We start from the raw sequence: 21,914 nt of genomic DNA on the forward strand, positions 1-21,914 counted from the left end.
ATGGCAGAACAACTAAAAAATGTATATACAGAAGAGTATATAAAAAACTTAAGTATAAAGATAAAAGAAAATTACAATAACTTTGATAGCGATAGTTTTATAAACTCTATATTTAATCTTACTTGGGAAACTTTAGAATTAAAAATGCGAATGCGACATATTGCAATTACACTTAATGAGTATTTACCCTTAGCTTATAAAAAGCAACTTGAAATACTAAAACCTGTAACAAAAGATTTTAGTGGTTTTGAAGCAATGTTTTTTCAAGACTTTGTAGAAGTTTACGGTTTAGATGATTTTGAGAACTCTATGGATGCACTAGAAGTATTTACTATTGATTCTAGTTCTGAGTTTGCAATAAGACAGTTTATATTGAAGTATGAAGATAAAACTATGAAGCAAATGAAACTTTGGGCTAAAAGTTTAAATGAACATATTAGAAGACTTGCAAGTGAAGGTTGTCGTCCTAGACTTCCTTGGGCTGTGGCACTTCCTAGATTTAAAGCAAATCCATCAAAAGTTTTTGAGATAATTGAACTTCTTAAAAATGACCCTTCTAAATATGTACAAAAATCAGTAGCAAATAATCTTAATGACATATCAAAAGATAATGAAGATATAGTTATAGAGTTTTTGTATAAAAACTTAGGTAAGACTAAAAATCTTGATTGGATATGTAAACATGCTGCTAGAACACTTCTTAAAAATGGAAATAAAAGAGTTTTAGAATTATTTGGATATAAAAAATCTTCACATATTGAAATCTTAGATTTTGTATTAGATAAAGATGTAAAGCTCTCAGAAGATTTAAACTTTTCTTTTAGACTAAGTAGTTTGGAAGCCCTTGGAAATGTTAGAGTAGAATATATGATTTATTATAAAAAATCAAATAACACTCACAATAAAAAAATTTTTATGATAAGTCAAGGTGAAATGAAAATAAAAGAAAAAGCTTTTACAAAAAAACAGAGTTTTAAAGATATGACAACAAGAAAACATTATAAAGGTTTACACTATATCTCTATTGTTTTAAATGGGGAAGAAAAGATAAAAAAGGAATTTAATTTAATATGACACCAGCAATAAATTTACTTAAGAAAAATAAAATAAAGTTTGATATACACAAATATGACCATGACCCAGCAAATACTGATTTTGGGAAAGAGGCGGTGGAAAAATTAAACTTAGATTCAAATAGAGTTTTTAAAACACTTTTAACCCAATTAACACCAAAAGAATTAGTAGTTTGTGTTATACCTGTATCAAAGATGTTAAGTCTTAAAGATGTTGCTTCTACATTTAGTGTAAAAAAAGCACAAATGGCAAATAAAGATGAGGCCCAAAAAGTAACAGGTTATTTATTAGGAGGAATCTCTCCTTTAGGTCAAAAAAAGAGGCTTAAAACAGTAATTGAAAAAAGTGCATTTGACTTTGAAACTATTTATATCAGCGGTGGTAAAAGGGGCTTAGATATTGAGTTAAATCCAAATGACTTAAAAAAGTTATTAAGTGCAAAATCAGAAAAAATAAGTATTTGATATAAACTATACTTTTGTATATTATTTTAACAATTCTTTAATATTTTAAGAGTAGTATTATTGTAAATATAAAAAAAAAGGATTAACAATGGCTACTACGTCAGATATGAATGCAATTTGTTCACAACTTTTAGCTCCTGAAGATCTAAAAATATCCAATGAGTTATTTAATGAAGTTATTCAGAACAACATAGTTACTCACATCACTGATAGTCAAGATTCAAAAAGTATAAAAATATACTCTACATATCAGCTTTTTTTATCTTCTATAACACCAATCTTACATGATATAGGATTTATGATTGTAGATGAAGTAACTTATAATATTAGAAATGGTTCAAAACTTATTTACGTTTCAAGATTTAATTTAAGAATTTTTGAAGACAGTGAGTTACGAAGAATAGAAGCTTCCAAAAATAATTTAGAACAAATAATCACTAAATGTTTAAAAGATCCTTCTGTAAAACATTCAAAAGTATTTTCATTAGTATATAATCAAAATTTTGATTTTAGAAAACTTATGCTTTTGAGAGCGATTATAGAATATTTAGATCAAGCAGTTTTAACAATAAATAGTGCAACGATATTAAACACTTTAACAAATCATCATATTATTACTGATTTATTCGTAAACTATTTTATTACTAGATTTGATCCTAAAATTAAAAAAAGAGATGAAAAAATAAAAAACATTGAAGAAAAAATTGAAGAAAAAATTAAACAAATTCCTCAGATTATGGATGATAGAATTTTAAAATTAACTTTTTCATTATTACAATGTATATTAAGAACAAACTATTTTTTAGAAAAAGAAACAATATCCTTAAAAATTGATACAAAGAGTTTCGGAGAAAACCTTAAAGGACTTCAACCAAATCTTGAAAACTTTATCTATCATCCCGATTTTTATGGTGTTCACTTAAGAATGAGTAATATTAGTAGAGGTGGATTAAGATGGAGTGATAGACATGATGATTATCGTCAAGAGGTTAAATCATTAATGATAACTCAAGAGGGTAAAAACTCAATTATTATTCCAGATGGTTCAAAAGGTGGGTTTGTAATAAACAAAGATACATCAGATGTTACAAAAGAGTATTTTACAAATATTTATTCTATGTATATCAATGCTAATTTAGACTTAGTTGACAATATGATTGATGGAAAAGTTGTACAAGATGAAAATATTGTGGCTTATGATGGAGAAGACCCATATTTTGTTGTTGCTGCTGATAAAGGAACTGCAGCTATGAGTGATATTGCAAATGAGATTGCAATAAGTAGAAACTATTGGCTAGGAGATGCTTTTGCAAGTGGGGGAAGTAATGGATATGGACATAAAGATTTAGGTATTACTGCCAGAGGGGCTTTAATGTCCACTAAAAGGTTCCTTGTTGAAATGGGAATTGATATGTACAAAGATAGTATCTCTGTAGTTGGTATTGGTTCAATGAGTGGGGATGTTTTTGGTAATGGAATGATTGAATCTGATAAATTCAAACTTTATGGTGCAATTGGTCATAAAGAGATATTTATAGACCCTAATCCTGATTTAGAAGAAAGCTTTAAAGAAAGAAAGAGACTTTTTGAATCAAAATCAGGTGGTTGGGGACATTATGATAAATCAAAAATTTCAAAAGGTGGTGGAATCTTTTTAAGAAGTGATAAAGAGATTGAATTATCTGATGAAATGAAAAAACTTTTTAATACAAAGAGAAAAGTTGTAAGTGGTGAAGAACTTTGTGTATTTTTATTAAAAATGGATGTTGATTTATTTTTCAATGGTGGAGTTGGTACATATGTGAAAGCTAGTGATGAAAACTCTATTGATATTGGTGATAAACAAAATGAAGCAGTTAGAATTGATGCCACAGATTTAAGAGCAAAAATTGTTTGTGAAGGTGGTAATTTAGGTTTTACACAAAGAGCTAGAATTGAATATGCTTTAGGTGGTGGAAGAATAAATATAGATGGTATTGATAATGCAGGTGGTGTTGATACTTCTGACCACGAAGTAAATTTAAAAATTCTTTTAAATACAGTTAGTACACATGAAGATTTATGTTCAGAAGAGAGACAAAATACTTTAAAATCGATGACTGAGCAAGTAGTAAAACTAGTATTAGATAGTAATTATAATCAATCTTTGGCAATATCGTTAGATGAAAAATTTTCAAGAAAACATTTAAACAATTTTTTAAGTGCAATAGAAGTATTAGAAAATCATGTTGAAGCTTTTAATAGAGCCTCTTTCTTTATTCCTAAGAATGAGAATATTCATGAGGTTATAGATATTAATGATTCTATTGTTAGACCTGTTTTATGCTCATTGTTATCTTATTCAAAAATTTTCATCAAGAAAATTTTATTAGATTCAACACTTATTGATGAACAATTTGCTTTACCATATTTATATAGATATTTCCCAAAATCATTTATAAGTGCTTATGAACATGATATTTTAAATCATCCTCTAAAAAGAGAGATTATTGCAACAAAAATTGCTGATGCTATAGTAAACTCTCAAGGTTGTACTTTTATTAGTGATTATGAAAAACTTGGAAATGAAAGATTTTTATTAAAAATTCAATCTTACTTAGTTGCAAAAAGATTATTTGGTGCTAAAGAGATTAGAGAGAAAATTTATTCTCAAGATTATATTATGGATGTTGAAAAACAATATGCCTTGATAAATAAACTAGAATACATATTATCAGCAAGTACTAGATGGATGGTTAAATATTTAAAGAAAAATCAGTTAGATTCTGCGCATATTTTAGATCATAAAAAAGAGTTATTCTCTTTACTTGAACAAGTTCATAAACAAAAAATTGAAGTATTAATTGAAGATGATGATACATTTAACTTATTCTTCTCTGTGATTAATTATTTAAGATTTGCTATTCCGGCAATAGTTATTAAAAGTACTACAAATCATCAATTTAAAGATGTAGTTGTAATCTTTTATTCATTAATCCATGAGTTTAATATTTTGGATATTATAGTAGCATTAAATAAAATTAAAATTGCAAATAAAAATGATTTAGTACTTAGAAATCAAGTATTACAGTTTATTGAGTTTATTGTTGTTCATTACACTAAAAAGATATTAAATTTCCAAAGAATAAATGAAGAAGCAGATGTAGCTTTCTCAAGCTTTATTAACAATGAAAAAGATACTTTTTATAAAGTTAGAGATACTCTTGATAGTTTTATGACAAAAGATAATAAAGATATTAAAGAGATTGCCGTAACAGTTAATCAAATGATGGTTTCTTTATTATAAGTTATTTTTATGATAATAGCATAAGGAAAAGTTAATTATAAATTAAAAAATAATATAACTTTAACTTATGACTATTATTTTAAGTTCTCATATGATAAAGTCTAAATAAAAGGAGTTTTCATGACAAGTAATACAGATGATGAATTAACTTTAGATAAAATAGAAGATTATAATGGAAAAGAGTCAAAAGAAAAAAGAAATATTGTTAAACTTGTAGTGGTTTTCTGCTTAGCAGTTGGTGCAATTTTTGCAGTAATAAAATCTACAAGTAGTGTTGATGACTATATTGGTACAAAAGAAGCACCAGGAATAATTACAACAAAACAATAAATTTTAAAGAGTGCATAGTACACTCTTTAAAAAAATATAAAAAATGACTATAGTTTTTACTTTTTATTGTAAAACAATTATTAAATAGTAGAATTTAAGTAATTTAAATAAAAGGTAAAACTTTGAATACTTTTGATTCTTTCTTTGAATATCATATGAAAACAAAACATTCCTATTTTTCTGTTAGAAGCTTTCCTAATAGATTAGATTGGAATAACCAGCCAAAGGCATTTAAAAATTATCCTGAAAAATATACTAGAATAAAATTAGACTTGGAAAATGAAAATCACAGTTTCATATTTTATGTAGCTGGAATTACAGCAAAAAAAACTTACCCTGGTGTTGAATACTATTTAAGAGTTAATCCTAGTGCAGGGGCACTTTACCCAAATGAGATATATTTTCAAAGTAGAGGTAATAGTGGGATTGACGATGGTATTTATCATTTTGATATTTTAAGTTCGAGTATAACACTTTTAGAAAATATTGATGATATTGGACTTGAACCATACTTTGGTTTAGAAGAAAAGGCAAATGGATTTATCTTTTTAATCTCTTCAATTTATTATAGAAGTTCTTGGAAGTATAAAAATAGAGCTTTTAGATATTGTTTACTTGATGCTGGACATATCTTAGGTTCAATTGAAGCCTCTTCATACTTACACAATAAAAACTATGACATAATTTATGATTTTGATAAATCTTCACTAAATCAACTATTTAATTTTGATAATAAAGAATTCTTTACAAGTGCTGTTTTTCTTACATACAATACTTCAAAAAAAGTAAAAAAAGTAGAAACTTTGGATTTGCCAACAGTAGATGGAAGTAACTATTTTGAAAAAAATGACTTAATAGAAAAAGCTTATGAAGATTCTATAAAAGCAAAAGATTGTAAAAAAGAGATATCTTTACCTAATTTTAGTTTTAATAAAAGTTATTTTAAAGAGGTAATTTTAAATAGAAGATCAATTAGAGAGTTTGCAAAACAAAGTATAAGTAAAGTAGAATTTGAATCAATCCTTAATATCTTAAATCAGCCAATATCAAGTAATTGTGATGAAACAATTGATATTTACTGTGTTATAAATAGAGTAAAAGATATGAAATTAGGTATTTTGAAAAATACAGAATATATAAAAGAGGGTGATTTTATGAACAAAGCAGGATATCTTTGTTTAGAACAAGATTTAGGAAAATCCTCAGCCGTTACATTTTTTTTAACTTCAAATTCTAAAAATTATCAAGCAATGTACCAAAAAGCTGGAATATTAGGACATCGACTATATCTAGCTTCAAACTATCTTGGTATAGGCTGTAGTGGAATTGGAGCATATTATGATGATGAAGTTTGTGAATTTATTGGAAATAATACGCAAGTTTTATACGCACTTGCAATAGGAAATTGATGTAAATCTAGTTTTTAGCTACTTTAAAAAATATAAAATAACCTTTAATAGATATTCCCCAAAAATTAAGATTAATTATAAACTAAAAGTTGAAAATACAATTTAAACTTTATAAGAAGTAATATTATATAATTAAAATAAATTATTAATTTAATAATTAATTTTAATGCTTTTTAAAGGATAGATCTATGAATAGTCCAGAACAATCAATTAAGTTATTAAGAAAACAAATGAAAGGTTATTTAAAAGATTGGATCCCGAATAATAATAATTTAGTTAAAAAAGAGCTAGAGATATTTGATTCAATTATGACAAGGCGTGATTTTCTTAAGACTACATCTTTAGCTGCATTATCTGTGCTTATTGGATATGGTTGTAATAAACCACCATCACAATGGGAAGATGATGGATCTAATTCAATTGATTGGACTATATCAGATAGTGATATGTCTACTGTCACAACTCCCTGTAATATTGCTGTTGATTCAGAGATTCAAGAAGCTTTTACAACCTATACACCTTTGCCAGCTGTAGGATCAGAAGATTCAACTATTATTAGTCATTCTATAATGGAATCTTTTAATCCTCATATAATGACAGCTAGTAATGAAGATGAGATAACAAGTATAGGTTTAAATCTTCCAACAAGAACATATGGTATTCCTGAACATTTACATTTGGAAAAGCAAAGCAATGAAAGTGATTATAATTTATCAATATATGAAAAAGATAATGATGGACATCAGGGCTTAAAACAAACAATTATTAAGCTTAAAGATACATCATTAATTGATTATGATTCTATTGTTGCTACCAATGGTTCTTTTCACAATAAAATAAAAGATAATTTTATACACAAACAAAAAATGGTACTTTTATCTAATAAAAATGATACTCATGATTATAGTCAAACTTCTGCTTTGAGGTTATATTATCGGACAGAATTTGCAAAACTTTTATTGCCAGATGAAAATTTTATATCAACTACAAATTGGGATAATTACATTGATTTGATTAAAGAATTTAAAAATCAAGAACCTACAGCTTCATTTAATAGTTATAAAATTGCAGAGATAAACACTTATACTAGTGGAGATAACCACAGTTTTATATATGGTACTATAAGATTTGACAACTATTATAATTATGGTTTTGTAATATCATATGATGATTTTACACAAATTGATGTAACAAATGTAAGACCTGCGATAACATTTTTTTCAGCACAATTTATGAGTTACAATTCAGAAGGTATTTCAAACTTGATTAAGGATTATAATGATAATTCTGCTTCGATAGTTACTCCTTTAAGTGATATTTTAATTTTTTCCAAAGCTAATTTTACACCTTTAGCTCAACTTGTAGATGATGAAGGAAATCTTCAGTCAAAATTTATTTTCTCCTTTTATTGTTTAAGTGCAATGGATGAAACAGTTTCTAATACCTCAGGATATGATTTACTCAAGTTTTCAAATATAAACAGTGATTTTGTAAAAAGATATCCTATGCTTGTTGAACATAAAGATGTAGCTTCAAGTTCGGTAGTATATACACTAGATGATTATGATTCATTTGGAAAAATTGAGATAGCTTCAAATCAATTACATTTTTCATTTTCTGTTTATAAAGAACATGAATTTATTTCCACTGATATTTGGGAAAGTATATATAATAAACAAACAAATAAAGTTGACCATATGTTTGTAAGATCAATTAAAAGTAATGGGTCAAACTATGAGGTTTTAACCAGTAGTACTCATTATAGTGAATCAAATATGGAATTTGGTTTATCCCATCATACAATAGAAATTGATTTAAATACTAAAATATCTGTTAATAATGTTTATTCAAACAATATTTTATTTGAGGATATGAGTTCTGATGATGGTAAATATAAAGATTTATGGTTTAATAACATCTTGTCTGGATATAGTAGTTTATATGATTGTGTTCATAAAAAAGGTGGAATTGGAACTATTGATTTTCATGCAACACATAATCATCAAGGTCTTTTAAGAAATTATCTTTTGATTAGATACAGTGATGAAAAAAGTATCCTTCTTGGTTGCAATGAAAAAGGAATTGAAGAAACAACTAAGTTTGCATATCAAAATCACGATAATATTATAAATAAACTAGGCATAGAACATTATCCACCAATGCCCATATCAATAGATAATCCTCTTAAGTTATTTCATTGGCATGGAATTGCAGAAGATGGAGAAGTTCTTTATAGTTCTATTCGTCAAAATGAGATAAATAGTAATAATCAGCTAATTGAAAATAGCAATAAAAATCTATTAAGTTATATGCATTCATCTTGCAATCTGACTCAAAAAGTTTGGAATATGAGAGAGGAACAGATTCATGTTGATTTTGGAAGTGATACTATTGAAACAAATCTTGTAAAAAATGATTTACATCAGGTTCATTTACATGTAACAAATTGTTATAGAAATGAAGTTTCATTATATAAAAACACTCAATTATTTTCAAATTTAAGTGATGACCAAATTTCACAAGTAAAAGAGAAAGAAGCTAATGCAGATATATATGTAGAAATACGTTTCAATAAAAGAGTCTCTATAAAAGATTATACAGATATAACTAATATCAAAACATATCATCCTAGTGCAAATAATAGCATATTTTTAAGTACAGACTCTAAAGGAAAAGTATCTTTACAAATAGATGCTGGGACAAAAGATGATAAGTATAATGGTGCAATTATGCAGTATAGATTGATTGATAAAAGTAATTTGATTAAACAAAGTGATAAAGCATTGGCAATTGTTACAAATGATTCCAATAGCCTTACTACAGATTTCAAATCTTGTAATATTTCCTTTAAAACTTATCAAAAATTATCAACCCAAAACTATGACAATATTCAAATAGGAGCTTCAAAAGATTCTGATACTGCAAAAACAGTTTTGGATAATATTAACTCTTCTTCATCACATGATATATCGCATGCTTTTAGTAAAGTTTTAGAGAATACAAGTCCAAATAATGATTCTCAGCTTGTGCGTTTAAATAAAGTCCAAATAAATAATAATAACTTATTAGCCTTAGGTTTTTCTAGTTCGGTTACTCATTTTAAAGCAGTAAATTGGATACGTCATTCAATTTATACAGCATCAAGTAATATTGAAAAACTCTTAGAAGCTGCAAAACAAGCAGCATCAACTTTATCAAAAGATATCACTACTATTATAAGTAATATTACTGATGATATTGATGAAGCAATAGAAGATATAGCTGCTGCTGTAGAAAAACTTTGGAATGATGTTTCAAGTTTTGCACAAAAACTTTGGGATATATTAAGAACAGTTCTTGACTTTAAAACTGCTTATAATATTGGACAAGAGCTTAAACAATTACGTTTCGATCAACTTAAACCATTAAATGATAGTAATTCACAAAATATTTATTCCCATAATGCTTATACTATTATGGAAAGTGCTGAAGATATGGTCTCGGAGATTAGTGATGATATGATTGAAAAAATTGATACATCACTAGATGCAATATTTGGAAATAATATAAAAGATATTAGCCAAAAAATGGATACTCATAAAACTAATGTAGATAATGATAAAAAAAATATGCAAAATAACTCTACAATCATTACCCATATTGTAGATCAAATCGATCGTTTAATAGAATTATTAAAAATCAACAAATTAATAGATTATGTAAAAGGTGAAGAGGAAAAATTTAAAGATGATTTAAATACTTTAATGAATAATATATTTGGAGTCACTTTAGATGAAATGTTAAGTGGTTCATTTCCTAAATATTTGGAAGATAATCTACTTAGTTTTTTTAAAGTAGATTCAAAAGAACAATTAGTTGCTACTATAGAGTATCATCCAGGATTAAGCAATGGAGATGATCCCGCTCCAAATAGTTTGATAAGACAAATACAAAAAAATATCTTTCAATCTAAAAATTCAATTACAAATTTTGCAACTGGATCAAGTAGTGCTGTAGATATGTTTAATGATACACAGAGTACAATTTATGGATTAAAAAATTTATTAACTTCAGAAATAGAAAATTTTAATAAATTTGGTCATCACCTTCCAACAGAATTTTTAAAAGATGACAAGATTTTTTCTTTTATGACACAAAGTGGGGATTTACTTAATAAAATTTTTAAACCTTTGGGAACTTTATTATTCTTGGATTCTCATAAATTTAAAAATATTGAAGATTTGGCAACTTTTGGCATGGGTTTTAGTTTATTTATTGCTCCTATTATTGCTGAATCTACAATAAATGAAGCAAATAAAGTATTATCTAAACCAATTGACTTTCAAGAACTTTTTTTAGATTCATCAAATAATCTTCGTAATAAGTTCAATGAATATATAGGATATTCAGGAGCAATATTAGAGTCTATTTTAAATAATACAGCCTCATCTAATAATTTAACATCCAATAGCAATTCCATTGATCAAATAAGTGGAATTTTTGATTCAGTTAGTAAATTAGCAATAAAACACTTAGGTATTATTATTGATATTATTCAGACAATTTTAGGTGCTATTAGTACTTTTTTTGGATTAGTTAGTAATATTCCTATAAAAAAACCTATATCTGATGGATTATCTTCTATATTTATGTTATTTAGTGGGATAATGGAGTTGATTAAAATCCCTGTAAAGATATTAGATATAAAGTTTGCAGAAGATGCAAAAAAAAGTAAATCTGAAATTGCAGCAACGGTAGCAAGTGCTATTTCAAGTAGTATTGTTTATGTTCTTAATTTTGTAGATTATATTTTTCAAGCAATATATATTTTTGTAAAGGGACAGCCAGGCGACAATGCAACCTATGATCCTACTAATGTAGCTGCACTGGCAGTTTGTGGATTTATTATTGCTGGTACAGTAAATATATTATTCTCTTTGCTTGCTTTTTCATTTAATATTACTAAACTTATTATTTCACTTGGTGTTTCAGGAATATCCGATCTTTTAATAGATGCAGAAATAGGAGGGGTAGTTATTTTGGAAATTTTAAGTTTTATAGCTATGAGCTCCAAATATTTTCTTGATATTTCCCAAATGATATTTGGCTATATTGGTTTTTCATTTTTTGTAAAAGCAATATTGGCTAGTGAAACAGGTGTTGCATTAATAGCCTATTTGATAGTTATTGGTGCTTATGCAGTTTTATGGATTAGTAGCAAAATAATGGGCTTTGTAGATGTAGGCTTAAGTTTTTTAATACACTTATCAGAAGCCTCAATAGCATCTAAGTAAAAAACCAAAGGAAAAATAATGATTAAATATTTAATAATTTTAATATTAAGTATTCTTTTTATTGGATGCAATAATAGCTCAGCAATAAATAATAGTATGGAAATAGAATACAAAAATATTGTTTCAGAGTATAGTTTATCAACTAAAGCTGTATCTAGTGTAAATGAAAATCATATAGTGATGCTTGAGTTAGAAACTGGTTTAGAAACAACACAATTAGAAAATGACTTAGATGAAAGAGGAAGTGATTGTTATAATTTTGTTCCTATAACAAACTTAGATGAAATTACAATTATTATAGATGATAATATGCCTATTGAATATATATCAATACAAGATGAAACAACTAATAGTTTAGATTACTTTTATAAGGGAAAAGCAGATAAATATTCATTTATAAAAAAAGATTCATATCAAGTTTGTGTACACCATAACGGTATTGATGAAAGTCAAACTGTGTTTTTACAATTTGGTTCATCTTTAGATGATTCTTGTAATCCTACAACTGCAGATAATGTAATTGATTCACTAAATACTGGTAGTTGTAAAGGGTGTACATTAACAAATGATGTTATAAAAGAGTTGAAAACTAAAAAATTAAGAAATATAGATTTAACTTGTGCAACATTAAAAGGTGTAAATTTTAGTAACTATCATCTTGAAAATACTATATTTGATAAGGTTAAATTTTTTTCTATAAAAGACACGAGTGATTTCCCTGATGTTAAATATACTAATACAACTTTTGATTCATCATATTTAGATAATGCAAGTTTTAAAAATGTTGAATTTATAGATATAAATAAAGCTTCCCCTTTAGATATTAATGCATTATTTAGAAATGCTGTTTTAAATGGGGTAGATTTTAGTTCTTCAATATTTACTTTTACAAAAGATGAATGTATTGATGGTTCAGTTAGTTTTGAAAATAACACTTTTAAAAATGCCCAAATGCAAAATTTATGTTTCAAACCTGTTGATAGTAAAGCTATTTCTTTACAAGGAGTTAACTTTGAAGGGGCAAATTTACAAAATGCAGATTTAAGTGAGATAGATTTTGGTACAGCTAGTTTTATTCAGGCAAATTTAACTGGAGTAGATTTTTATAATAGCAATTTAACAAATACGAATTTTAGTAATACGACTTTTATTTCTACTGATTTATCAAATGCAGATTTTACAAATGCAAATATGCAAAATACATCTTTTGATAGTGTGACATTATTAAATACAAATTTTACTAATGCGGATTTTACAAATACAACAACAGAACAGTTATCAAAGATTGCTAAAAAAGATCTTGTGGACTTAACAAATGCAAAACAATCTGTTATTGCATGGGGATATTCTGGTAAGCCATCAGGCGAGTGGACAGATTGTACTAATTGGAATGAGGGTACAAATACAACTTTGTATTCTTTTGATGCAGGGTACTGGGATGATAATTATTTATGTACTAAAGAACTTGGCACATGGTATTTTTATGATAATGGAGACCATAATAAAACTCCAAAAGTTAGGCTTCTTGAAAACTCTGATACCTCTTGGGATGACAATTATTTAATATATACAAATATTTATAATATTAATATTTATTTTAGTAGTGATGGATATATACCAAAAAAATTTTGCGTTAATACAGCTGAGCCAAGTGATAGCTCTAATACATGGGGAGATAATTTTATATGTTTTGATTTTAATTAAAACTTTTTATTAAGAAGGTTATTTTAGAAGTAAAATTGCATCATTAGTATATGGATTGTATTTAGCCTCAAACTATCTAGGTATAGGGTGTAGTGGTATTGGTGCATATTATGATGATGAGGTTTGTGAGTTTTTAGGAGAATATACACAGGGTTTATATGCCTTAGCAATAGGAAAATAAAGAAAAAGATTGTAAAATTATTTATATGGTTTTTAAGGCATCTAATGAAAAAAAACTTTTCCCTGTGTAGTTTAGCAGTTCTCTTTTCTATAATTTTAGCATTATATGTAAGTATCTCATTTTATATTGATTATAGTGATTTTAATCATGAAAAATATAAGGAAAGTACATTTTTAATAAAAATAGTAGTTTTAGGAGTACTATTTTTTGTTGCTGCTTTTATTTTTATTTTATTTAAAGTTTACAAAAAAAGTTATATAGAAAAAGAATTAAAACAAAGAACAGAAGATATTATAAACGAAAATGAAACCTTAAAAATATATTCTCATATTGAGCCTTTAACCCAATGTTTAAATCAAAAATATTTTATGGAAAGATTTAATGAAGAGTTTAAAAGGGCAATTAGAGAAAAACAATATATATCAATGTTTATTGTAAACATTGATGAGTTTAAAGCTTTTAATGATATTTATGGAAGAGATGAAGGGAACGAGTGTTTAAAGCTTATTGCAAATATTCTAGTTAATCATTGTAATAGACCTACTGATTTAGTTTCAAGGTTTAGTGGTGATGAGTTTTATGTATTATTGCCAAATACAAAAGATGCAAAAGCAGTTTCAAAAAAGTGTGTTAAATCAGTAAAATCTTTAAATATTCCACATGATAATTCAATTGCTTCAAATGTCTTAACAATAAGTATAGGAACATCTTATATTTTACCTGTTCATCCTGAACAAATAGATGATTTAATAAAAAGTGCACAAAACTCTTTAAAGAAAGCAAAAATAAGTGGTAGAGACAGAGTAAATTGATATTATTTATCAGTTTTTAATTATCTTTAACATAGTTTTTATTATAATCCTGATTATTTAATAAAAGGAATAATTTTGAAAAAAGCATTTTCATTAATGGAATTAATGGTTGTAATTATTATTTTAGGTTTATTAGCAGCTTTTGTGTTGCCTAATCTTACAGGAAAAAGTGAAGAAGCAAAAGTGAAAATTGTATGTGTACAGATGCAAAGTATAGCAAAAACATTAAAAATGTATAAGTTAGATAACTCTACTTTCCCAACTACAGAAGAGGGACTAAACTTATTAATTGAGAAAAAATATTTTGATGATGGAAAAACTCCAAAAGATTCTTGGGGTAATGAGTTTATATATATTTCAGAAGATAATAGTTTTGATTTAGTTTCAAAAGGTGCAGATAAAAAAGAAGATACTGCTGATGACATATATTATTCTAAATGTAGTGAATAATATATGCATAATATTAGAGTAAAAAAAGGATTTACTCTAATAGAGTTAATTATAGTAATATTATTAATCTCTATAGTTTCTTTAATTCTTATTCCAAATTTTAATTTTAATCAAGAAAAAAAATATAAACTTGAACTAAAAAATGTAAAAGAATTCATGCTTAATAACTTTCAATTTGAGAATAAATTAGAGTTAGAATGTATAGAAAAAGATGGATTAAATTGTTATATATTTGTTGATGGTATTATGAAAGAAGATATAATTATAAAGAATCTATTTAATCAAGTACCAAAAGTTTATAACTTTGATAAAGAATTAAGTGATTATAAATTTGGGAAAATAAAAGTTGATAATTATGAATATGAACCTTTTTTTGAATTAAAAATAAATAGAGATAAGAAACATAAAAATATTGTTTTAGATACTTATGAGGATAAAGTTTATTTATTTTCTTCTATTTCAAAAAAAATAAAACTATTTAAAAATACAAATGAAGTTTTAGATATGATGTATGATAATTCAATAGAGGTTAGAGATGCTTTTTAAATATATAGGAATAGAGACAAATAGTGGGAAAAAAATAAAATCTAAGATCGAAGCAGACTCTTTAGACAAAGCAAAAATAAAATTAAAAGCAAAAGGTATTTTGTATACATCTATAAAAGAAGATAGTTTAGATTTTGGTAAAATCTCCTTTAAACGTAAGAGAAAATTAGATTTATCTACTTTATCCTATTTAAGTAGAGATTTGAGTATTTATCTTCAATCTGGTGTTACTCTAATTGCTTCAATTAATCTTTTAAAACAACGATATAAAGATAATAAAACACTTTTTTCTTTTTTTGATACTATTAAAAATTATCTTGATGAAGGAAAAACTTTTTATGATGCTTTAGATTCTCAGAATTTAATCAAATTACCAGATTTTTATAAACAATCAATTAAAGTTAGTGAGAGTGGTGGTTTATTAGAGACTGTATTATTGGAATTGTCAGTATTTTTAAAGGAACAAGATAGGATTAGAAAACAAGTAAGTTCTGCTTTAGCATATCCTCTTTTTATTCTTATTGTATCTTTTTTTATGGTTGGCTTTATGTTGAGTTTTATTGTTCCTAAAATTACATCAATTTTTACTCAGTTTGACCAAGAATTACCACAAAGTACAAAAATTGTAATAGCACTAGGAGATTTTTTTTCTCAAAATTATCATTATGTTATAGCTTCTTTTTTAGTATTTATTTTTCTATTTGTTTTTTTGTTAAAAAAGAGTACCAAGTTTAAATATGCCTTTGATAAATTTTTATTAAAACTTCCATTTTTCTCAAAACTTATAGAGTATAGTGAACTAGCAAGATTTTCTTACATGAATTCTATATTAATAAAATCGGGTGTTCCTATAGTTCAAGCAATTAACTTAAGTGCAAATATTTTAAAAAATACTGTAATAAAAAAGATTTTTCTTGATGCTTCAAAAAGTGTAGTTGAAGGAAAAAGACTCTCAACTTTACTTGCTCAAAGTAGTGGATATAAAATAGATGAATCTTTTATTCACTCCGTAGCAATTGGTGAAGATACAAGTAGATTAAGTGAAATATTAAATAGTTTGGCTTCTTTATACAATGAGTCAAATAAAGATAAGACTGATATATTTTTATCTTTGTTAGAACCAATTTTTATGTTGTTTGTTGGTACTACAATAGGGTTTATAGTTATAGCAATGTTACTTCCAATATTTTCAATGAATCTAGGTTAATAGATGAAAAAAGGGGTTGTTCTTTTTATAACTATAGCTTTTGTTACTATAATTTCAATATTTATTTTAAAAAATTTAGATAATACTGATAAGTATTTAGAAAATCAAAATTTTATAGTTTCGAATACACAACTTCTGATTTCTATTCAAAATACACAGGAACAAGTTTCAAAAATATTAGTTAACAATAAAAATACTGTTGATAAGTTTTTAGAAGATACATTACTTGATAGTTCAATTCCATTAAAAATTAATATAGAAGACTTGAAAATCGATTCAACTTTTAATAGATATGAAAAGGTTGATATAAATACTTTATCAAAAGATGACAAAAGTGAAATAAATAAACTTTTTATGGATAATAATATTTTTAATTTTTATTTGTTTTTAGATATATATACAGAAATATTACAAAGAAGTAACAAAAATATTACAAATAGAAGTCAATTATATGATATAATAAATACTTTTACTATAAGAGATGAAAGTAGTGAAATAGAAAAAATCATTAATGATTTAGGCTTTATTGATGGAGAAGATTTATATGAACTTAATGTCAATGCCGAATATTTGAATGCAAAAGCAAAAGCATATTATATTTTAAATAAGAGTGGAGAGGTAGAATATTTTGACATTAGTTTCAAATAAAACTACAAAAAAAATATTTTTAACAACAAATACAAAAGTTAATAATATTACAGATAAAGTTAGTTTAATAATATCCCCAGAATTTTATTGGGTAAGAAAGTTTGATATACCAGTAAAAACTGAAACCCAAGCAAGACATTTACTTCCTACTTTATTTGAAGATTTAATTAAAGAAAATGACTCTTTAACTTATCAAGCAATTAAATTAGAAGAGAATCTTTTTTTATGTTTTGCTTATAGTGATAAAAAAATATATGAAGCAATAAAAAAAGCTAATATTCCTATATCAAATATAAGCTCAGTATATTTTGCACAAAATGAATGTAAAAAATTTGAAAGTTTTGAAGTTGATGAACAAAACTATATTTACACAAGAGATGGGATATTAGTTAAAATTCCTAATTCAATAGCTAAAGATAGTATAGTTTTAAATAAAATTATAAATAATATAAAACTTTCTTCTTATAAATTACATATAAAACTTTATAACAATTTTTTTAATATAAAATTTTATTATTCAATTTTTGCTGTGTTATCTATATTGATTTTAATGAATTTAATTAAATATATCAATTATTCAAGTGAAATATCAACTTTAAACAATCAAGTAGAAGAGATTAGAAAAAATTATAATTTGCCTTCTAGTTCTTTACAAGTTAGAAGTATATTAAGTAAATACAATAAATCTATATCTTTGGAAAAAGAGAAAAGAGATGCTATTAGTTATATCCTTTCTAACAATAAATTAAATTTAAAATCATTAGCTGTAGATAATAATCTAATTATATTAGAATATATCTCTACTAAAAAAGCAGAAGTTGATTCTTTTTTAAAGAAAAAATTTAAAGCAGTAAATATAAAAGAAAATCAATTTTTATTAAAGGTGAGTATAACTTTATGAATAAAATAAACCCAATATACATTTTAGCCTTTGTTGTAGTTGTGTTTCTTATATCTATTTCTATATTAAATAATAAAGAAAATGAATTTAAAAATTTAAATAAATATGTAATAGATTTGAATACAAAAGGGAAAATATTTTCTGAGTATAAAAATAATTGGTTTAATAAAACTGCCATAATAAATAAAGTAGATAGAATTATTAAAAATACAGCTTATAAAAATGAGAAAATTTTAAAAACACAGACAAATAGTTTAGTTAGAATTAAATTTGAATCAAATAATACAAAGCTTTTAAATAGTTTTTTAAATAGAGTATTAAATGAAAAGTTTTTGTTGAAAAAAATTGATATAGAAAAAACAAGTATATATCTTGAAATAGGACTAATATAGTGAAATTTATTTTAAAATCTATAATTTATATTCTATTTTTTGTATTTGTATTATTAATATTTCTACCAAAAGAACAGTTTTATTATCTCCTAGAAAATAAAATCTCAAGTATGAATTTGATAGTTTCCAATGAAATAGTCAATGAAAAATCTTTTGGATTGAAAATAAAAGATGCTAATTTATATTATGATGGAATAAATTTTTCATTGATTGATAATGTAGATATCACTACATTGATTTTATATAATAATATTAATGTAGAGAATATAAGAGTAGCTAAATCTTTTAATAAATTTTTACCATCAAAAATAGATTCTTTAAATCTTAATTATTCACTTATAAATTTAAATAAAGTATTAATATTAAGTAAAGGTGATTTTGGTGAGTTTGAAGGCGATATTTTAATATTTGAGAGAAAAATTGTAGGTGAACTAAAACCTTCAAATATTATGATGACAAAATATAGAAATCTTTTAAATAGATTTAAAAAAGTAGATGGGAAGTATATTTATGAATTTAAATTTTAATAAGATTTTAAAAACAATATTTCCATACATATATATAGCTTTAGCTGCATATATAATATCTACTATAATTTTTCTTTTTTTACCAAAAAATGGTGTAGATTTTGAAGATGTATCTTTAAATCAACTAGAGTATAAAAATTATAGTGGTTTTTATTCATCAAATGGTGTAGTTATTAATAATAGGCTTAAAAATAGAGCTAATAAAAGTTTAGATTCACTTTCAAAATATATTTTAAAAGCTATTTATTCTACATCAAGTAATTCTGGATGGATAATAATAGAGAGTAAATCATCTAAAGATACAACTATTTTACAACAGCTTGAAGAGTTTAATGGATATACTTTGACAAAGTTATACAAAAAATATGTAATATTTGAAAAAAACTCAAAAGAATATAAATTAGAATTACCAAAAGAAGAGAATCTTACATATAAAATTGAAAACAATAATTCAATAAAAGAAAATATTGTTGTAAAAGAGGGGAATGTTGTAGTTCAAAGAGATTATTTAAATACATATGTAAATGATTTAGGAAAAGTTTGGAAAAATATTGCAATACAAGAGATAAGGGAAAATGGGAAAATTGATGGTTTTAAAATAAATGGAGTTAATAAAAATTCAGTTTTTGAAAAACTAGGTTTAAAAAAGAATGATATTATAAAATCAATAAATGGAAATATCCTTAAATCTTATGCTGATGCATTTAAAATATATAATGGAATAAATAAGTTAAATTATTTAAGATTAGAAGTTTTAAGGAACAATGAGGTTGTGGAGTTAAATTATGAGATTAATTAAAGTAGGTATATTAGTATTGTTGTTGTCAGTTTTTTCATTAGCTAATGAAAAAATAAATATAAATTTTAAAGATCTAAAAATTATGGATTTAGTAAAAATCACATCCAAAATTATTAACAAAAATATTTTAGTTACTCAAGATATAAAAGGAAATGTAGATTTTATATCAAATAAGCCTGTTTCGAAAGATGAATTGATAAAAATATTAATATATGTACTTGAAGAAAAAGGTTTTACTCTTGTAACAAATGACAATATGTTAAGAATAGTTAAACTAAATGTAAGTGCTAAAAGTAATGTACCTGTTATAACTTCAAAACAAAAACACAATTATAATCAAATTGTTACAGAAATATTTAAAGTAGATAGTTCAAATGTAGATTATATTGCTTCAAAAATAAGACATTTAATTTCTAGAGATGCAAAGTTAGTATCAAATAAAGAAGCAAATACTATTGTATTAACTGATTTTATGGATAATATTAAAACAGTTAAAAAAATAGTAAATATAATGACTATTGGTTCTAAACGAACTATGGAAATTGTAGAGTTAAAAAATATTCAAGCTACTGATGCAAAAAAGAATTTAGACTTAATATCAAAAGCAATTTTTAATCAAACAGTAAATGTAGAAAAAGTTGATATTGTATCAAATAAAGAAACAAATTCTTTGGTAATTATAGGTAAAAAAGAAAATGTAAAATATCTTAAAAAATATATTATAAAAATGGATTCAAAAGAATCTTTGGTTAAAAGAATAGTTGAAGTTTATCCTCTAAAAAATGTAGAAGCAAAAAATGTAACAAAAATAATTGAAGATATAATAGGGAAAAAGAAATTTTTAGATCAAAATGATAAACCCCTATCTTCTGTTGATGAAGAAACAAACTCTATAGTTTTAATGGGTCCTAGTGATGAGGTTGATTATATAAAAGATATACTTGATAAACTTGATAAGGAAAAACCACAAGTTTATGTGGAAGCTAAGATTATTGAGTTAAATGATAACTTGCTAAATGAGATAGGTATTCAATATGGTATTTTAGGTGGTAGTTCAGGAAGTGATGGATTAGCTACTTTTGCCTCTTCTTTAAATGGTGGAAGTGCCTTATCTTTTACTCCAGGGGATATAGGCTTAGAGATACCAGATATTACTGAAGGTTTAGCTTTAGGTGCTTCAATCTCCCTTCTAAATCAAGATGGTGCTTTAGATATAGTTTCAGAACCATCAATTTTAGCTATAAACAATAAAGAGAGTTCAATTTATGTAGGTGAAACAATATCTATAAAAACTTCACAAACAACAACTGATGGTGGAAATACAAACGAAAATTACCAAAGGGAAGATGTTGGACTTACGCTAAAAGTAAAGCCAAGAGTTTCAAATGATAATAAGGTTACATTGGAGATAAATACAATCTTAGAAGATGTTAAAACCACAGAAACATCAAGTGGTAATGCCGATACATCAAAAAAAGAGGTAGAAACTACCGCTATTGTTAATAATGGTGAGAGTGTAATTATTGGGGGACTTATTCAAGATAAAGAAGAATCAACTGAAAATAAAGTTCCTCTTTTGGGTGATATACCTTTATTAGGTGAACTATTTAAACACGATAAAACAAATTATTCTAAAAAGAATTTAGTGATTATTGTAACTCCGTATATTGTTCCAAAATCAAAAGATCTATCATATGTAAGAAATCAGTTAGCTGGATTAAAAGCTTTGGAGGATAGATACTTAAAAAAATCATTAATTAGATTAAAAAAGAAAAAAATAGAAAAAATGAAAGAGGAAGAAAAGTATAAAGAGCAGATGGATGAACTAGATGAAGAGTTAAACTCAATGAAAAAGATTCCATCTATTTCAGCAAATAAAAAATTAGTTAATAAATATTTTGGTAATTAAAA

The 21,914-nt window shown here is 25.1% G+C and carries 18 protein-coding genes; all 18 read left to right on the forward strand.

The annotated features are described in order from the left end of the window. The 18 genes from ACKU4C_RS04540 to gspD all read left to right on the forward strand — a co-directional run bounded on the left by ACKU4C_RS04540 (position 1) and on the right by gspD (position 21,912). Entirely contained in the window at positions 1 to 1,074 is a 1,074-nt protein-coding gene (locus tag ACKU4C_RS04540) for a DNA alkylation repair protein (protein WP_321314817.1), read from the forward strand. Further along, complete coding sequence (ybaK, locus tag ACKU4C_RS04545; RefSeq protein ID WP_321314818.1) at positions 1,071 to 1,538, forward strand: Cys-tRNA(Pro) deacylase; 468 nt, start codon at positions 1,071 to 1,073, stop codon at positions 1,536 to 1,538. Before ACKU4C_RS04540 ends, ybaK begins: the two co-directional genes overlap by 4 nt. A gap of 88 nt (positions 1,539 to 1,626) precedes the next feature. Beyond that, the gene (locus ACKU4C_RS04550; protein WP_321314820.1) at positions 1,627 to 4,824 is read left to right on the forward strand and encodes an NAD-glutamate dehydrogenase domain-containing protein; all 3,198 of its coding nucleotides are present in this window, start codon (positions 1,627 to 1,629) and stop codon (positions 4,822 to 4,824) included. A gap of 120 nt (positions 4,825 to 4,944) precedes the next feature. Next, the gene (locus tag ACKU4C_RS04555; protein ID WP_321314822.1) at positions 4,945 to 5,154 is read left to right on the forward strand and encodes a hypothetical protein; all 210 of its coding nucleotides are present in this window, start codon (positions 4,945 to 4,947) and stop codon (positions 5,152 to 5,154) included. A gap of 122 nt (positions 5,155 to 5,276) precedes the next feature. Then, positions 5,277 to 6,563 carry a SagB family peptide dehydrogenase gene (locus tag ACKU4C_RS04560; RefSeq protein WP_321314824.1) on the forward strand — a complete coding sequence of 429 codons (1,287 nt, stop codon included), beginning with the start codon at positions 5,277 to 5,279 and terminating at the stop codon, positions 6,561 to 6,563. A gap of 188 nt (positions 6,564 to 6,751) precedes the next feature. Then, a complete protein-coding gene (locus ACKU4C_RS04565) occupies positions 6,752 to 11,836 on the forward strand; it encodes a hypothetical protein (RefSeq protein ID WP_321314826.1) in 5,085 nt (1,694 codons plus the stop codon). An 18-nt stretch (positions 11,837 to 11,854) separates the two neighbouring features. Continuing rightward, entirely contained in the window at positions 11,855 to 13,540 is a 1,686-nt protein-coding gene (locus ACKU4C_RS04570) for a pentapeptide repeat-containing protein (protein ID WP_321314828.1), read from the forward strand. A 55-nt stretch (positions 13,541 to 13,595) separates the two neighbouring features. After that, complete coding sequence (locus tag ACKU4C_RS04575) at positions 13,596 to 13,721, forward strand: hypothetical protein (protein ID WP_321314830.1); 126 nt, start codon at positions 13,596 to 13,598, stop codon at positions 13,719 to 13,721. A 44-nt stretch (positions 13,722 to 13,765) separates the two neighbouring features. Further along, complete coding sequence (locus ACKU4C_RS04580; protein ID WP_321314833.1) at positions 13,766 to 14,533, forward strand: GGDEF domain-containing protein; 768 nt, start codon at positions 13,766 to 13,768, stop codon at positions 14,531 to 14,533. Positions 14,534 to 14,608: 75 nt separating this feature from the next. After that, positions 14,609 to 14,983, forward strand: a complete 375-nt coding sequence (gene gspG, locus ACKU4C_RS04585) for a type II secretion system major pseudopilin GspG (protein WP_321314835.1) — start codon at positions 14,609 to 14,611, stop codon at positions 14,981 to 14,983. A gap of 3 nt (positions 14,984 to 14,986) precedes the next feature. Next, the gene (locus ACKU4C_RS04590) at positions 14,987 to 15,529 is read left to right on the forward strand and encodes a prepilin-type N-terminal cleavage/methylation domain-containing protein (RefSeq protein WP_321314837.1); all 543 of its coding nucleotides are present in this window, start codon (positions 14,987 to 14,989) and stop codon (positions 15,527 to 15,529) included. Next, positions 15,519 to 16,736: a type II secretion system F family protein gene (locus tag ACKU4C_RS04595; protein ID WP_321314838.1), complete on the forward strand. Its 1,218-nt coding sequence runs from the start codon at positions 15,519 to 15,521 to the stop codon at positions 16,734 to 16,736. Before ACKU4C_RS04590 ends, ACKU4C_RS04595 begins: the two co-directional genes overlap by 11 nt. 3 nt (positions 16,737 to 16,739) lie before the next feature. Then, positions 16,740 to 17,384 (forward strand): hypothetical protein, encoded by a 645-nt coding sequence (locus tag ACKU4C_RS04600; protein WP_321314840.1) that lies wholly within the window; start codon positions 16,740 to 16,742, stop codon positions 17,382 to 17,384. Then, a complete protein-coding gene (locus ACKU4C_RS04605; RefSeq protein WP_321314841.1) occupies positions 17,365 to 18,285 on the forward strand; it encodes a hypothetical protein in 921 nt (306 codons plus the stop codon). The genes ACKU4C_RS04600 and ACKU4C_RS04605 overlap by 20 nt, the downstream gene beginning before the upstream one ends. Next, positions 18,282 to 18,677, forward strand: a complete 396-nt coding sequence (locus tag ACKU4C_RS04610) for a hypothetical protein (RefSeq protein ID WP_321314842.1) — start codon at positions 18,282 to 18,284, stop codon at positions 18,675 to 18,677. Before ACKU4C_RS04605 ends, ACKU4C_RS04610 begins: the two co-directional genes overlap by 4 nt. Continuing rightward, the gene (locus ACKU4C_RS04615) at positions 18,677 to 19,204 is read left to right on the forward strand and encodes a hypothetical protein (protein WP_321314844.1); all 528 of its coding nucleotides are present in this window, start codon (positions 18,677 to 18,679) and stop codon (positions 19,202 to 19,204) included. Before ACKU4C_RS04610 ends, ACKU4C_RS04615 begins: the two co-directional genes overlap by 1 nt. Beyond that, positions 19,188 to 20,003, forward strand: coding sequence for a site-2 protease family protein (locus tag ACKU4C_RS04620; protein ID WP_321314846.1), 816 nt, complete (start codon positions 19,188 to 19,190; stop codon positions 20,001 to 20,003). The genes ACKU4C_RS04615 and ACKU4C_RS04620 overlap by 17 nt, the downstream gene beginning before the upstream one ends. After that, the gene (gene gspD / locus ACKU4C_RS04625) at positions 19,990 to 21,912 is read left to right on the forward strand and encodes a type II secretion system secretin GspD (protein WP_321314848.1); all 1,923 of its coding nucleotides are present in this window, start codon (positions 19,990 to 19,992) and stop codon (positions 21,910 to 21,912) included. The genes ACKU4C_RS04620 and gspD overlap by 14 nt, the downstream gene beginning before the upstream one ends. Positions 21,913 to 21,914: the final 2 nt, after the last annotated feature.

Origin of the sequence: Halarcobacter sp. (genome assembly GCF_963676935.1) — a bacterium.
In the GTDB taxonomy this organism is placed as follows: Bacteria; Campylobacterota; Campylobacteria; order Campylobacterales; family Arcobacteraceae; genus Halarcobacter.